The organism is Marivirga sp., assembly GCF_035704835.1.
Classification (GTDB): Bacteria; Bacteroidota; Bacteroidia; order Cytophagales; family Cyclobacteriaceae; genus Marivirga.
In genome coordinates, this window is sequence record NZ_DASSWQ010000045.1 from 56,218 (window position 1) to 71,757 (window position 15,540).

Below are 15,540 nucleotides of genomic sequence, written 5' to 3' on the forward strand. Positions count from 1 at the left end.
CTTACAAATTGGGAATTTCCGCCACTGCAAAGGTAGAACCTCCTACAAATATTAAGTCCTTATCTGTTGCATTTTTTTGAGCAGTTTCGAAAGCTTTTACTACTGACGGATAAGAATCACCTTCTAAACCATATTGACTGGATATTGCTTTCAATTCAGCGGCATCTAAGGCACGCGGAATATTGGCCTGCGTAAAATAGTAAAGAGCACTTTTGGGCAGTAATTCCAAAACGCCTTCTAATTTTTTATCATTAACGGTGGCAAATACAACATGTAATTGCTCAAAATCCTCCTTTTCCAACATCTTAATCAGATGTTCGAAAGCGGTAATATTGTGACCTGTATCTGCAATAATTCTTGCCTGAGATTTATCATTCACAATATGTTGCCATCTCCCTTTTATACCGGAATTATCAATTACATTTTTTAAACCGTTTTTTACATTTTCCTCAGATATAGAATATCCCTTTGCCTTTAAAATATCTAGTGCAGTGAAAACACTAGTAAGATTTTGTATTTGGTAAGATGCAGATAAGCCAGATTCAAACTCCATAAGTTTGTAATTCGTCAAGCTTTTGGCAGAAAATTTCCAGTTAGGAACAGACTCCTCAATTACTTCGATTTTATACTTTTCACTACTATCAAAAAATGGTGCATTTTTACTTTCAGCTACCTCTTTAATGATTAACTTGAGTTCACTTTCTAATACTGAACAGACTATTGAGGTTTTTTCTTTTATAATACCTGCTTTTTCCCTTGAAACTTCCTCAAGGGTATTACCTAAAAATTGTTGATGGTCCAGCCCTATTTGCGTGATAATAGATACCTCTGGCTGAATTATATTAGTACAATCCAACCTACCTCCCATGCCAACTTCTATTACAGCAATATCAACTTCTTCCTTAGCAAAGTAATCAAAAGCCATGGCTGTTGTCAATTCAAAAAAAGAAGGTTTTAATTCTTCAATGATAGGCTTAAATTTTTCCACATATTGAATAACCTCATCATTTGAAATTGGAATTCCATTTATCCTCATTCGCTCCGTAAAGCTTTTAAGATGAGGAGAAGTATAAAGTCCAGTTTTATATCCTGATTCCTTCAGAATAGAAGCTAAAAAAGAAGAAGTACTCCCTTTTCCATTGGTTCCGGCTACATGTATAAATTTTTTATTCAAATGTGGGTTACCTAAGGATTGTAATAAGGAGACTGTATTGTGCAAATCTTTTTTATAAGCAGCGCCTCCAACTCTCTGAAACATAGGTAACTGTTCAAATAAAAAAGCTTCTGCTTCTTGATATGTCATCATTTATTAGCATTCTAAAATTTAATTTGATTTTGACCAGCAACTCATTAATAACTCGTGAATTGCTAAGATTTTCTTTAATTCGAGCGAATCAAAAAGGTAATGGTTCCTTTAGATAAAGGAGCTGTTTTACCTCCAGAAGTACGGCTAAAAGATAATTTTGCTACTTCATCTTGGTAAATTTTCACCAAATCAGCGGAAACAGTAGTTTCAATAACTCTAACAGAAATAACTTCACCATTATCATCCACTCTAATTTCGAACACAATTTTCCCGCTTTGCTGGGTAGGGTCATTTGGTCTTGGTGGAGAATCCCATTTCCAGCCCGACATATCCAATTTACTACCGTTTCCACCTCCCAAAGGTCCCATCATCGCGTCTGCCTCTACTTTACCTTCAGGATTGCCTTGGTCGCCCGTGTCGTCATTAGTTTCACCTTGAGAACTGCTTTTTCCAGGAAAAAGAGCATTTGGGTCAGCTTGGGGTTTTTCTTTTACCTTTTGAATTTCTTCTTTCGCAGGTGTTTCTTTTGTCGCTTTTTTAGGAATTTCTTTCACATTTACTGGAGACTCCACATCCGTAACTGCTTCATCGACTGCGTCTTCAGCCGCTTCTGTTACCTCTTCGATTATTTGTTCTGTTTGAGCTTCATTGGTCTCTTGAATTTCTTCCTCTATCACTTCCTCAACTTCTTCTACGGGAGTTTCTTCTACTTCTTCTGCTTCCTCACCAGCAACAGGTTCAATTCCTGAACCGCTATTGTCCATTCCTATATTTAACTCAATTCCGTATTCTGGCATAGGTGGATAGGGTTCTTTCCACGCAGTAACCCATAGGAATAAAAGGAGCAATACAATATGTAGCCCTACGGAAACAGATATTCCTATTATCCGATTTTTCTTTTCGCTATGTGCAATATCATTCATTTGGTTGTGCTGCAATAGACACTTTAGCTTTTAATGATGCAGCTATTCCGGCAACTTTGACTAGATGTTCCGTTGGAACACTCTTATCAATATGTAAAACGACCACTCCTTCATCTGCATTTCTTAGCTCTCTTTTAATGGCTGTTTCCAAATCCGAAACTGCTACTCTTTTATCATTAACGAAATAAAGCATGTCTTTAGTGATGGTAACACTAACTTTTTGCATTACAATGCTAGTCGATTTGCTTGAAGGCAAATTAACCGGTAAGCCTGAGGGGGTTATGAAGGATGAAGTCAGCATAAAGAAGATTAACAACAGAAATATAATATCTGTCATAGAAGACATACTAAATGCTGGGTCAACCTGATTTCTAGATTTCAATGACATAATCCCTTATTTAGGTTCTTGAAGTAAATCAATAAATTCAACGGAGGTAAATTCCATTTTGTGAATAACCTTCTGCACTTGCGTCACTAAATAATTATAACCTAAATACGCAATAATACCCACAGTTAAACCAAATGCAGTGGTAATCATAGCTTCGTAAATACCTTCTGAAAGCAATTTCGGGCTGACCGAACCTTCCTCCTGTGCAATTGCTATAAAAGCCTGGATCATTCCAGTTACGGTTCCTAGGAAACCAATCATGGGAGCTGCACCAGAAATAGTAGCCAATAAAGATAAATTCTTCTCCAGCTTGTAGATTTCAATCTTCCCTACATTTTCGATTGAAACCTCAATGTTTTTAAGCGGGCTTCCTATTCTTGAAATTCCTTTTTCCAACATTTTTGCGATAGGCGTCTCATTTTGAGAGCACATTATCTTGGCTTCATCAATTTTACCATTAGATACTAATGATTTAACCTGACTTAATAAGCCAGAAGGAGTTTTAGATGCTTTCTTAATTGTTAAAACGCGCTCCACAAAAATTGCAATTGCGGCTGCCGATAATAACAAAAGGGGAATCATAACATATCCCCCTTTTAAAAGTAAGTCGAACAAATTAACGCTACTGTCCGAAGCGTTTACCATAGCAGAATCTGCAACGGTGGTAACTTGTAATAGTGTCATATTTTAAAAAATCAATATTTCAATGGCCAAGGTTGTTCTTTATATTGTCCTGCCAATTCTGTTGCTCTAGTACTTGCCTTCGCAAAACTATCTGTCTCTTCAATTGCTACTCTATTGAATTTGCTTTTACCAAAAGGGGGAATAATATAAACATTAGTTCCGCTTTTAATAAGCTTATCAGCATAGTCTCTAGCTAAATCGTCATCGAAAAAACTTCCCACGACAACATACGAACGACCAGTTCTTGAATTTAGTGTATTCACTTCTCCAATTATTGGTTCTTCTGGTTCCATAACTTCTGGTTCTGGCTCAACAGGTTTTTCAACAACATAAGCTGATGTATCTTTTTCTGGTTCTTGCACTACTTCCTTTTTAGGTTCTCGAAGGAAAAAATAGTAAACTAAACCAACCGCGATAATTATTATTATCGAAAAAGTGATGATAATAGGTGCAGCTGATTGTTTCTTTGGTGGTGTATAGGTAGAAACAGGTCTTTCTTCAGCTGTTTCTTCTTCATCTCCGAAAGGATTGGAATCATATTCTACTTCTTCTTCAGTACTTGAAGTATACGAAGCTTGTGATGTTTCAGAGGTATCAAAAGAAGTTTCGTCTTCTGCAACTTCATCTGAATCAAAATCATCAGAAGACTTTGATTCATTTTCATCATCTAAATCTGGAAGTCCGAAATCTTCATCATCCTGCTCAGGCTTGTTATGTAAGTTCTCGTCTTTATACTCTTCGTCTTTTTTGTCCTTTTTGGCCATATTCTGGTAATTTAAGGTTTTCTCTAGCTTAAAAGTATTAAAAAATCATAATACTTTATCAATAAACTATTATTTTTCAATAAAATCAATATTCAATACTAAATAGTATTAACTACAAGTATCAAATATAATGTCAAATATTGATATTAAAAACATTAAAATGAATATGTGAGCCCCCCTAAAATTTGAAATCCTCGGTTAGGATACCCTAAATAATACTCGTATTTATTGGCTATCAGGTTATTAGCATGTAAGAAAACCTGACTTCGATTGCTTAATTGGTAGCCTAATTTTATTCCTAAATCATAGATTGGTGGTATGGCTTCATCTACATTGAATGAATAATTCGCATTTTCCCGAATAAAAGTGTTTGAATTATTCATACTCCCTTGTAAATGAGCATTTATTCCAATCTTTAATTTATTTGCCACCCAATAATCAGAATTAAATTTCAGTCGGAAATTAGGTCGAAATGGCATTAGCTCCACATCCCCTACATTATAATAAAAATAATCCCCTCTCAAATCGATTTTTAAACTATTAATAGTGGAAGAAAGAGAAGCATAAATGTTTGATTCAGTATTATTTTGATTAAAATATTGTGGACTGTACCGTATTTCGCCTTGACTTTCGCTATAAACTGCCTGATAACCAAAATTATGACGAACTGATGAAACACTAAACCCTAGCTCATAACCTAATAGGCTTTTTAAGGAGCCAGTCACGCCACCATAAAACTGAAATGGCATAAGTGTGTTGTATACATTTATTGTATTATCTAAATATGGATTTTCCATCAAGAAATCTCTGTATCGATTTGCCCTAACATCTCCCTTTATTCCACCAAAAACTTTCATTTTATTAAATGGCATATAAGAGACCATCATATCAGGATAAATATGCAATTGATTCATGCCTTTTAAGGTGTCATTTTCGTGAACAGCATTAAATCCTAATCTTATCTTGATTTTCTCCCTTTCAAAATTCACTCCTGGCTTAAATCGTAGAAGATTTCTATTTTGAGCTGAATCGAGCTCATCAAACTTCAGATTACTGATATAACCATCAGAATTTAGATAAAAGGTCCATTCATCATTAATTTGAAATCTATTTTGAAAATCGTAATCAAATGAAAATTCAGTATTACCAAAATTGGTAAATAACTGATAGGCATCTAAATCTAACTTGTAATGATAATTGCTCATATTATTGATGTCTTCGAGTGAAATTTTTGCTCCTACTGTGTGAAAAGTACGTTGCAAAGAATCTCTATCAACTTCTGCGTATAAAGCTGTATCATATCCATATAAATAATTATTATGTCTTTCATAAAAAGCTTCTGCATTGAGCACCGCCTTGCGAAAAATCAATTTGCCATAAGGATTTACTTTTTGATAGCCCGATCCAGAATTTCGACCATCTATCGGCCCGTTAGCATAGCTTTGATGATATACATTAAGTCCATAACTTTTATTTTTACTTCTTTTACTTGCAAAGTTTCCTTCTAAATAGGAAGCTCCATAATTTCCACCCCCAATTTTTACTTGATTAGCGTAAAGCTTTTCCAATTTTTCATCTTGAATGGTCAATACACGAATTCGTGGAGATAAATTAGTTAAGTTAGGAACAAATTGCCTTGAATTGAACTCCACATCAATTGGTGACTGATTTGTTTTGATTTCAGGCACTTTTCTAAAATCTCGATTGATTCTGGGTAAATCAATCTTTCGGTTTTTCTCAATTATTATCTGAGAATCCTCTAAATCTCCTTCCTGATTCCAATTATCCTGACCGAAAACGGCAATCGGAAGTAAAAAAATGATGATAAAAATATATTTCAGCATATTAATTTTTAGTTGAATCGTTTTCAATTACTTCTTCCATTTTAACCGTATTTTGGGTACTATCCTGTTGTAATTCAGAACCTTCTTCTTTTTCAATTTTATCTAGCTTTAATTGGGCTTCATCCTTCAGTACTTTAGATTCAGCATTTTCTATTATAGAATTTAAAGTCGCTTTAGCTTGAAAAATCTCACCCATGCTATAATAATTATCGGCAATCAGTAAGAAGGATTTTCCTAACCACTGTGGATAAGAACCAAAAATTTTATTGAGTTCAAATAGGGTGTTAATAGACTCTTGGTATTCCTTTGAGTTATTTTGCATTAAAGCAATCATGTATTGAGATTCAGCAGCATATTCATCTTTTGCGGCTTCTACTGCTTTTTGGAAGCTTACCTTAGCGTCAGCATATTTGCCTTGATTGTAATTGGCCATACCTTTATTTAAATATGCTTCATTGATGACATTCGCATTTATTGCTGCTTTTTCTAAGATCAAATCGGCATACATAATCATCTTACTATAATCTGATTTTGCTTTGGCTATTTCAAGCAAGCCCGTGTAGGCATTGTAGGTATCTTTCTTATTTTCTGCCTGATCTAATAGTTTAGTAAAATACAAACGTGCCTTATCAAACTCTTGATTCTCCAATTCAATTTCTGCAATCTTTTGAATGGAACGCTTACTAAAAGATGTATTATTATTTTCTACAACCTCATAAAATAGAGATAGCGCTTCATCAAATTGATTATTCCTGTAATAGGAATCTGCTAAATAATATTTAGCCTCAGCTGTGACGGACTGCTCAGGGTAATTTTCAATATACGCTTGAAAAGCAGCAATGGCTCTATCATACTTCTGATTGAAATATAAAGACTGTGCTGCATCAAATTCGATTTTAGTAACTTCTCCATCATTTGGATTTGCATTCTTATAAGCTGTTAAATACTGGTCTAAATCACCTTCTTTATTCATGATGGAATACAACTCCTGCAATCCAGCTAAAGCACCATTGGCAGTAGAATGTGTTAGGTAATTTTGTAGTATCATTTTATAATCTTCTTCCGTTTTTTCGTATTGCTGCAAATTGAAATTCGCCAAGGCTCTTTTAGAATATGCATAAGGACGTAACGGACTCTGGGGTAGGTTTTTCAATAAATTAGAAAAACCGCTTATTGCCTGTTCATATTGACCAGATTCAAATGCTAATTGGGCTTTTTGAAAAATGGCATTGTCATAGTACTTTGAGTTAGGATAATCGTTAATTACTTTATCAAAACTCTGATTGGCTAGTTTATTTTCATCATTTATACTGTTAACGACTCCTTTTTGAAAATAAGCATAATCAATATTGGCGTTTCTTTCATCTATAGCTTTTTGGTAATAGTTAATTGCTAATTGATAATTTTTGGTTACATAATAACAATCCGCCAAACGAATCACAGCATCCTGATAATAGGTGGCTGATTTTCCGTTTTTCAAATACTCTTTAAAATACTGTAATGATTTTTCAAATTGCTTGTCGTTATAATAAGCATGTGCAAGTCCGTAATTCAGGTTTGCATACCATTCATTAGAGCTGGTGCTATTTCTTAGTGATTTTTCATAGGAAGATATTGCTTCTTTGTATTTCTTTCCGGTAGAGAAAGACTCTCCCATCCAAAAATACGTCTCTCCTAAAAGTGCCTTATTTTGGGGAAATTTCACAGATTTCTGGAATAACTGCATGGCCCGATAATAATTGGCCTGATTGAAAAATTCGGCTCCCTGATAGAACGTCACTTTTTGATAAGCTACTTTCAATTTTAAAGATTTATTATCAATGGATTCTAAAAATTGAATGGCTTGATCGTATGCATTAGAGTTTAAATATGCCTCGCTCAATAACTCATTAGCTTGAGTCAAATAGCTGCTATTAGGATAATTTTCAATAAAGGATGATAGTTCTGCAACTGCACTAGCCGTATTTCCTTGTCTTAAATTCAATTTTGCTAATTGAAAGTGACTTTCTTCTGCTATCTCTTTATTAAAGTTTAAGAGTTTTGCTTGTTCATAGGCATTTGCAGCAAATCTATAATTCTCCTTCTTGAGATATAAACCTCCTAAATAATAAGCATTATATTGTGAAAGCGTATCTTTTGCTATACCAACTTCCTCAAAAAGTTTTATGGCTTCTTCATAATCCTTTAATTGATAAGCAACATATCCCATTCGATAGAGTAATTCTCTATCCATTTTGCTTTTATTTTCGCTTCTATATTCTTCGAAGTACTTATTTGCTTCTTTATACTTATTTTGTTTGAAGTATGCATCTGCAATCAATAATTTGATATTGAGAGCTTCCAGCCTGTTTAAGCGTGGAAGTAAATCTTCAGCATAATCAATTAACATTTGATATTGATCTCTTTGGTAATAAATATTGGCCAGCATATTAGCTGTTGAAACTTTATAAGTATCATTTTCAGCAGCCTTTTTTAAATCAATTAGCGCTTCATCATATTCTTTTTGCTCGAATAAAATGTATCCTGAGTAGTAATTCGCTGCCGATTGATATTGATTATCATTTCTCTTTAATCTATTGAAATAAGGTAATGCTTCATTAAAAGCTCTTCTACTGAAATATGAATAAGCAATTTTAAATTGATAATGTAACTTATCATTTCCTCTCAAATTTTCCGCTTTTGTTTTCTCATAATACTGAATAGCTTTGGCAAAATTCTTCTCTCTGAAATAGAAATTGCCTAATTCGTAGTAAGCTTCCAAAGCTTTAGGATGTGTAGGATTAGACTCAACAAATGATTTGATGCGGTCTTCACCATTATTCTGATAAAGATAGATAGCTATGATAGCACTGTAATATTCAGCATTTCGTGCTTTAAGCATCTCTTGATCAGCATGGTTTTGATAATCTTCAAATTTATTTTGTGCTGCAGCATACTGTTTTTGCTCGAATAAATCTATTCCTTCCTGATAGATTTCGCTGGCTTGAGTATTCACAAATGCATATTGACTCAATAAGGAAAATGGAGATAGAAAAATGATTCCTATAATTAGAATTTTTTTATTCATTCTGATGACGATATATCTTGTTCAATAATTTATGATTTAAACCTGATAGGTTTAATTTTTTATTTAACGCGCTTAAAGTTAAATAACTGAATATTTATTCAATTATTTCTTCAGTGCATCAATTTGTATACCAATTCTTTCATTAATTGCGCTTCATTAATATTGGCATTGACCCCTTTAAACATTAAATCTGCTTGAAATATGTAGGCTAGATTTTGAATGGTCTTATTTAAATTATACCGCCTGCTTGCAGATAAATAATCCTTAGCAAAGAATGGACTCACCCCAGCAGCAGAAGCCACTCCTCTTTCACTTTTATCTGAAGAATGATGGATGAGCAGTACTTTAGTGAAAAAAGCGTGCAAAAATGCAATATTGACCACTGCAGGGTGGTTTTTAGGATCTGACGCAAAATAATTGATAATTCGATTTGCTCGTAAAGCATCTCCCTTAACTATAGCATTCTGAAGTTCGAAAATATTGAAATCTTTATTGATTCCGACATATTCCTGAATTAAAGTTTCATTAATTTCTGTGGGAGGCGAAAAATTTACCAAGACCTTATCTATCTCATTTGAAAGTCTTTCTAGATTGTTACCGATATATTCAGTCAGGAGTAATAAAGCTTGCCTATTAATTTTATGTCCTTTTGAACTCACATAATTTTGAATCCAATCAGGCACCTTATTTTCATAAATCTTATTGGATTCCAGTAAAACGGTATATTGATCGAGGGTTTTAAGTATCTTCTTTCGTTTATCAAGCTTTTTGTGTTTGTAACAGAAAACTAATACTGTTGAAGGTTGAGGGCTTTTCAAATAATTCTCAAACATTGTAAAGTCAAAGTCACTATCCGTAAATTCTCCCAGATTTTGAGCCTCCTTAACAATAATTATTTGCCTCTGCCCCATCATGGGAAAGGAACGTGATGCAGAAACCACTTGGTCTAGCCTTACATCTTTACCGTATAAAATTTGCTGATTAAAACCTTTCTCACTTTCATCTAATCCATTTTTTTCAATGTAATTACTAATCAAATCTATGAAATAAGGCTCTTCTCCATGAAGAAAATAGACAGGGGCATAATTGCCTTTCTTTAGATCTGCCAATATTTGCTCTGCTGATTTTGCCATATAAATTGATGATATGGTGCGAATATAATCTATCCGCTTGTTGAATCGAAATTAAAAAGGGTTTTTAAGAATAGTCCTAAAAAATTATAGGTGTTTATGCACGGAAATAAGGTAATGCTGAGCTTCAAAAAAATTACTACCTATCCAACGGAAATAGGAATGGTGGTTTTGAATTCTGTTTCTTTTCCTACCTCTGAATAATTTAAGGTAATATCCCCGTTTAATTTTTTGGTGATAATTTTACAAATGTATAATCCAAGTCCAGGTCCTTTTGGTAATTCAGACCCCACATAGAATAGATTAAATATATTTTCTCTTTGCTCTTTCTTAATTCCGAGTCCATTATCTTTTACACTGATCACAAGCTGTTTATCTAACATCTCAATGGTTACTTTTACCCATTTCTTTAATTTTAATGGATCATAGAAACGGACTGCATTACCAATTAAATTCTTTAAAATTAAATGAAGTAAGCTTGGGTCGATTTGAATTGGATGGTCAATTTTATTCTCAATTTCCACAGAAACGTTTTCAAGGTTTTCTTCTTCTTTTAATCTGTCAAAAACAGAGTCTAAAATGATATCAAGTGCAATATTTTGTGAGCTTATGGGTCTTGCACTAATTTCATAAACGTTGCTTAATCTCTTAAGCATATTGTCCATGTGATTAGCAGATTGGTTTAAATGGTTCAAATGAACTGAAATATCATTATCTTGCTCATATTCCATCCTTATAAGTTGACTCAGTCCTTTAAAGCGAGCAATAGGTCCTCTTAAATCATGAGCAGACTTATAGATGAATTCATCTAATTCCTTATTTTTATCCACAAGCAAACTATTACTCTTGGAAAGCTCCATTGTCCTTTCCTGTACTTGCTGATCAAGATTTCGAGCAATATTCATTAATTTCTTATTTTGCTCCTGAATAATTCTTTTGGCTTGCTCTAATTTATTACGCTCATGATCTAATAATTCATTTTGCGATTGAATTTCTTCAAATGCTTCTGTAACATCTCTATTTTTTTGAAGCAGATCCTGTTGAGCAGTTTCTATTTCCTCTTTTTGCTCTTGAATAAGAGATAGCGCTTCTTTGTACGCATCGTTTTGCGCTTTTAATTGATTGTGCTTTTCTTCTAAATTACGAGTTCTGTCTTTTACTAAAGATTCTAAATAGTCATTGTGTCTTCTAATCCTTTTAGAGCCTAAATTGATAAAACTAAAGGCAATTCCCAGTATTCCAAAACCTAATAATCCGAATGATATTGCTTGAAGGGTATTTGTAAGGTTTTGAGAATCAGTGTCGAAAATATAATTCAGTAATGAGATCTTTATAATAGCTGAATGACTATTTCCAGCAGAAGAAGCCTCAATAGGCTGCACTGCTATCAATAGCAAAAAGCTAATGACAATAAAAATAATAGAATAGTTGAAATAGTTTTTCACAAACACCCGTCTTAGTATAATACTATTAATGATAAAAAGTTTAATAGATTTCTATTTTTCTCAAAACACTTTAGTTATCAGTGTTTTACACTTATTTAATTCAAGTGTCAATTTAATAAAATAATTAATTTAAAAACAAGAAAAGATTATATATAAATTCAATGTATTTACTTTTAATTATATTAATTCTTAAAAGAAATAGTCTATTTACTTGAAAATTAGCCTCTTAGAATTCTAGACCAAAAAAAAAGCCTGACAATATTATTTAAATATTATCAGACTCCGTGAAAATAAACTTTATAATAATGTAATAAAATTAATTTTTTTGAAGAATTATTTTCCAAATGGATTAAAACCAGCTAAACCTCTTTTGCTTCCACTCATCTTATTCATGGTTTTCATCATCTTCCGCATATCTTTAAATTGCTTGAGAAGATTGTTAATTTCTTGTACTGATGTTCCACTACCTGTAGCTATTCTTTGCTTTCGGCTTGCATTCATCAATTCTGGGTTAGTTCTTTCGTCTTTGGTCATCGAGCGAATAATAGCTTCTACCGGCTTGAAGGCATCATCATCAATATCCAAATCCTTAATTTGCTTACCCATACCTGGTAACATTCCCAATAGGTCTTTTACATTTCCCATCTTCTTAATCTGCTGCAATTGAGAAAGGAAATCTTCAAAGTCAAACTGGTTTTTTCGGATTTTTTTAGAGAGTCGGTTTGTTTCTTCCTGGTCAAAAGTTTCCTGAGCTTTCTCCACCAAGGAAACCACATCACCCATGCCTAGAATCCTTTGTGCCATCCTGTCTGGATAGAATAGGTCTATGGCATCCATTTTCTCGCCACTGCTGACAAACTTGATAGGTTTTTCTACAACATTTCGAATAGATAAAGCAGCACCACCACGCGTATCACCGTCTAATTTAGTTAAGACAACTCCATCAAAATTAAGTTGTTCATTAAAGGTCTTTGCCGTGTTAACCGCATCCTGACCAGTCATGGAATCCACTACAAATAAGGTCTCAGAAGGATTAAGCTCTTTTTTCAAGCTTGCAATTTCCTTCATCATGGTTTCATCTACTGCCAAACGACCAGCTGTATCTACAATAACAACACTTTTGCCATTTGCTTTGGCGTATTTAATCGCATTATTAGCAATTTTAACAGCATCTTTATTATCCGGTTCTGCATAGACCTCAACTCCTATTTGCTCCCCTAAAACCTTTAATTGGTCGATAGCGGCAGGTCTATAAATATCACAGGCAGCTAGTAGGACTTGCTTTCCTTGCTTCTTTAACCTATTGGCTAATTTCCCCGAAAAAGTAGTTTTACCAGAACCTTGCAGACCAGAAATTAATATTGTGGCCGGAGAACCCTCAATTTTAATATCCTCTTGCTTCTCTCCCATCATTTTGGCTAACTCTTCCTGAGTAATTTTCACCAAAAGCTGACCTGGGGAAACGGATATTAAAACATCTCGTCCTAAAGCTTCTTCCTTAATTCTATCGGTAACTTCTTTAGCTACTTTGAAATTCACATCGGCATCAACCAATGCTCTTCTGATTTCCTTTACCGTAGTAGCAACGTTTACTTCAGTAATTTGTCCCTGACCTTTCAGGGTTTTAAAAGCGCGATCTAATTTATAACTGAGGTTATCGAACATATCTTAATGGATAAATTTTGGGCAAAAGTAATTAATTTATTGTTTTATTCCGAAGAATTAACGGTTTTGAATGCTAATCATTGCAGTATTTCTTATATGCCTCCATGCCTTCTAAATCTTTAAATTGAGCAGATTTCTGATAAGCAACACAGGCTTCCTTCATTTGATTATTTAAACGTAATGCTTCTCCTAAATAAAAATGAGTAGAAGGCAAATCATTTCTCTTGCTTAAGGCATTTTCTAATTGTCGAACAGCTTCCGTATAATCTTCCTTTTTGAGTGCCAAAATACCTAAATTTCTGTAAACAAATGGATTCTTCTCATCCGTCACTATACTTTTTCTTAAATCTGCATACGCTTGGTCATATTGACCTAAAAAAGTATAAATATACCCTCTATTATTTAAAAAATAAGGTTGACCAGCCTGGATTGCAATTGCTTCATTCACTGATTTAAGTGCCTTTTCAAAATTTTTCCGCTCAGACTGAACCAGAGCAAGTAAGTTCCAGGCATTCGCTTCTTTTGGATTTAGTTCTAATGCTTCATCAAGATATTTAATCGCAGTTTCATATTCTTTCTGATAATAGGCAACGGCCGCTAAATTAGTTTGAATTTCAGAATTTGAGGCATCAAGTTCCAATCCTATTAAAAACGATTTTTCTGCTTCTTTATAATTCTCTAAGCCTACCAGTGCCAATCCTTTCGCTAAATGAGCAAAAGCTGAATCTTGATATGCTTTCAAAACGGGTTCCAGATCATCAAGTGCTCTGTAATACTCCCCGGTTTGATAAAAAGCATTACTTCTGTTATAATAAGCACGTGTATAATCAGGCTTATATTGCAAAGCTTTTCCAAAAGCCTGAACAGCTTCATAAGGATATCCATCTTGATAATGTGTTACGCCCAAACCATTCCAGGCAGAAGCATTTTCACTATTGATGTCAATAGCACTCTCAAAATAATTGAAAGCTTGCTTGGTTTGACCTTTATCCAAAGATTGATATCCTTTCTCAATCAAGCTTTCTTGTCGCTGTTCCTTTGTAGAACAAGCAACAAAAACCAATAAAAAAATAAATAGAATATAATTTTTCATTTTTCTTCACTAAATATAAATTTCAATCTGCGGTTTATTGGTGTAATCCTTATAATCGCTAAATGAAGAATTCTCAGAATCTTGGTTAGACCGAAAAGAGTCTCTCAACCAAATGGCACTGGTTTAATTTTGATACCTAACTCCTGCTGAATTTTCTTGATTTGAGTGACTTCATTTTTAGTGCAAAGTGCCATACTTACTCCCGTTTTTCCTGCTCTGGCAGTTCTGCCGCTTCTATGGATATAATAATCTATTTGCTTAGGGATTTCATAATGAACCACAAACGCTAAATTAGCAACATCAATTCCTCTGGCAGCAACATCAGTAGCGATAAGCATATCAATTTTTTTACTCTTGAAAGCTCTCATTTCCTTATCCCTGTCTTTTTGATGCATATCACCTTCCAAAATTCCAGTAGGAATTTTCCTGGCATTTAACTGCTCATGAAGTGCTCGGGCTGAGTTTTTAGTATTACAAAAGATAATGCCACGCTCATTCTTTTGCGTCTTCAGGAAATAATCTAACACCATCATTTTCTCATCAGTGTCACATGGAACGTATTGATGTATTATTTTTTCATTCACCAATTCATTTCCTGAAGCTTGAATTTGTTTAGCGTTAGGATCTAAATATTGCTTAATAATGTATTTAATGTCCGTAGGAATGGTAGCAGAAAACAACCAAATGTCTTTTTGATGCTTCATAGTGTTTAAGATGAATTCCAAATCCTGTTTGAAACCCATACTCAACATTTCATCAGCCTCATCTAACACCATCAATTTAGCTTCCCGAATATCAACAGCTTTTCTTCTAATTAAATCTGACAGCCTACCAGGGGTGGCTACTAAGATTTGAGTAGGTCTTTTAAGATTCTGAATTTGCTTATCTATCTTTTCTCCGCCAAAAACCACTTCCATAAATACCTGATCAGAGAATTTAGTGAATTTAAAAAGCTGATGCTTTATCTGTTGCGCTAATTCTCTTGTAGGTGATAAAATTACAGCCTGAATCTTATCGTCTTTCGTATTAATTCGTTCTAAAATTGGCAAACCAAAAGCTGCAGTTTTACCAGTTCCTGTTTGAGCTTGTGCTACTAAATCACCAGTATTTTGCATCAAATGGCTAATCACTAACTCTTGAATCCGGGTAGGATTCTTTATATTCAGTTCAGATAAGCCTTTGATAAGCTTATCTGATATTCCTAATTCTTTAAATGTCATGATTTGTATTA

General features: G+C 33.8%; 12 protein-coding genes. All 12 read right to left on the reverse strand.

Going from position 1 to position 15,540, the window contains the following annotated elements:
- Nucleotide 1 precedes the first annotated feature (1 nt).
- Nucleotides 2-1,306 (reverse strand): folylpolyglutamate synthase/dihydrofolate synthase family protein, encoded by a 1,305-nt coding sequence (locus VFM92_RS06905; protein ID WP_325121464.1) that lies wholly within the window; start codon nucleotides 1,304-1,306, stop codon nucleotides 2-4.
- A 74-nt stretch (nucleotides 1,307-1,380) separates the two neighbouring features.
- A complete protein-coding gene (locus VFM92_RS06910) occupies nucleotides 1,381-2,229 on the reverse strand; it encodes a hypothetical protein (protein ID WP_325121465.1) in 849 nt (282 codons plus the stop codon).
- Nucleotides 2,222-2,617: a biopolymer transporter ExbD gene (locus VFM92_RS06915; RefSeq protein ID WP_325121466.1), complete on the reverse strand. Its 396-nt coding sequence runs from the start codon at nucleotides 2,615-2,617 to the stop codon at nucleotides 2,222-2,224. The genes VFM92_RS06910 and VFM92_RS06915 overlap by 8 nt, the downstream gene beginning before the upstream one ends.
- 6 nt (nucleotides 2,618-2,623) lie before the next feature.
- The gene (locus tag VFM92_RS06920; protein WP_325121467.1) at nucleotides 2,624-3,301 is read right to left on the reverse strand and encodes a MotA/TolQ/ExbB proton channel family protein; all 678 of its coding nucleotides are present in this window, start codon (nucleotides 3,299-3,301) and stop codon (nucleotides 2,624-2,626) included.
- An 11-nt stretch (nucleotides 3,302-3,312) separates the two neighbouring features.
- The gene (locus VFM92_RS06925; protein ID WP_325121468.1) at nucleotides 3,313-4,065 is read right to left on the reverse strand and encodes an SPOR domain-containing protein; all 753 of its coding nucleotides are present in this window, start codon (nucleotides 4,063-4,065) and stop codon (nucleotides 3,313-3,315) included.
- 155 nt (nucleotides 4,066-4,220) lie between these two features.
- A complete protein-coding gene (locus VFM92_RS06930; RefSeq protein WP_325121469.1) occupies nucleotides 4,221-5,909 on the reverse strand; it encodes a hypothetical protein in 1,689 nt (562 codons plus the stop codon).
- A 1-nt stretch (nucleotide 5,910) separates the two neighbouring features.
- A complete protein-coding gene (locus tag VFM92_RS06935; protein ID WP_325121470.1) occupies nucleotides 5,911-8,976 on the reverse strand; it encodes a tetratricopeptide repeat protein in 3,066 nt (1,021 codons plus the stop codon).
- 110 nt (nucleotides 8,977-9,086) lie between these two features.
- Nucleotides 9,087-10,109 carry a DNA polymerase III subunit delta gene (gene holA, locus VFM92_RS06940; RefSeq protein WP_325121471.1) on the reverse strand — a complete coding sequence of 341 codons (1,023 nt, stop codon included), beginning with the start codon at nucleotides 10,107-10,109 and terminating at the stop codon, nucleotides 9,087-9,089.
- Nucleotides 10,110-10,249: 140 nt separating this feature from the next.
- Nucleotides 10,250-11,551, reverse strand: a complete 1,302-nt coding sequence (locus VFM92_RS06945; protein ID WP_325121472.1) for a sensor histidine kinase — start codon at nucleotides 11,549-11,551, stop codon at nucleotides 10,250-10,252.
- Nucleotides 11,552-11,884: 333 nt separating this feature from the next.
- On the reverse strand, nucleotides 11,885-13,216 hold the full coding sequence (ffh, locus tag VFM92_RS06950) for a signal recognition particle protein (protein WP_325121473.1): 1,332 nt from the start codon (nucleotides 13,214-13,216) through the stop codon (nucleotides 11,885-11,887).
- Nucleotides 13,217-13,289: 73 nt separating this feature from the next.
- Nucleotides 13,290-14,309, reverse strand: coding sequence for a tetratricopeptide repeat protein (locus tag VFM92_RS06955; protein WP_325121474.1), 1,020 nt, complete (start codon nucleotides 14,307-14,309; stop codon nucleotides 13,290-13,292).
- Between the two features lie 104 nt (nucleotides 14,310-14,413).
- Nucleotides 14,414-15,529: a DEAD/DEAH box helicase gene (locus VFM92_RS06960; RefSeq protein WP_325121475.1), complete on the reverse strand. Its 1,116-nt coding sequence runs from the start codon at nucleotides 15,527-15,529 to the stop codon at nucleotides 14,414-14,416.
- Nucleotides 15,530-15,540 lie beyond the last annotated feature (11 nt).

Coding starts and splice junctions, on each gene's coding strand:
- VFM92_RS06905 (WP_325121464.1), bottom strand. CDS start 1,306: ATGATGACATATCAAGAAGCAGAAGCTTTTTTATTTGAACAGTTACCT.
- VFM92_RS06910 (WP_325121465.1), bottom strand. CDS start 2,229: ATGAATGATATTGCACATAGCGAAAAGAAAAATCGGATAATAGGAATA.
- VFM92_RS06915 (WP_325121466.1), bottom strand. CDS start 2,617: ATGTCATTGAAATCTAGAAATCAGGTTGACCCAGCATTTAGTATGTCT.
- VFM92_RS06920 (WP_325121467.1), bottom strand. CDS start 3,301: ATGACACTATTACAAGTTACCACCGTTGCAGATTCTGCTATGGTAAAC.
- VFM92_RS06925 (WP_325121468.1), bottom strand. CDS start 4,065: ATGGCCAAAAAGGACAAAAAAGACGAAGAGTATAAAGACGAGAACTTA.
- VFM92_RS06930 (WP_325121469.1), bottom strand. CDS start 5,909: ATGCTGAAATATATTTTTATCATCATTTTTTTACTTCCGATTGCCGTT.
- VFM92_RS06935 (WP_325121470.1), bottom strand. CDS start 8,976: ATGAATAAAAAAATTCTAATTATAGGAATCATTTTTCTATCTCCATTT.
- holA (WP_325121471.1), bottom strand. CDS start 10,109: ATGGCAAAATCAGCAGAGCAAATATTGGCAGATCTAAAGAAAGGCAAT.
- ffh (WP_325121473.1), bottom strand. CDS start 13,216: ATGTTCGATAACCTCAGTTATAAATTAGATCGCGCTTTTAAAACCCTG.
- VFM92_RS06955 (WP_325121474.1), bottom strand. CDS start 14,309: ATGAAAAATTATATTCTATTTATTTTTTTATTGGTTTTTGTTGCTTGT.
- VFM92_RS06960 (WP_325121475.1), bottom strand. CDS start 15,529: ATGACATTTAAAGAATTAGGAATATCAGATAAGCTTATCAAAGGCTTA.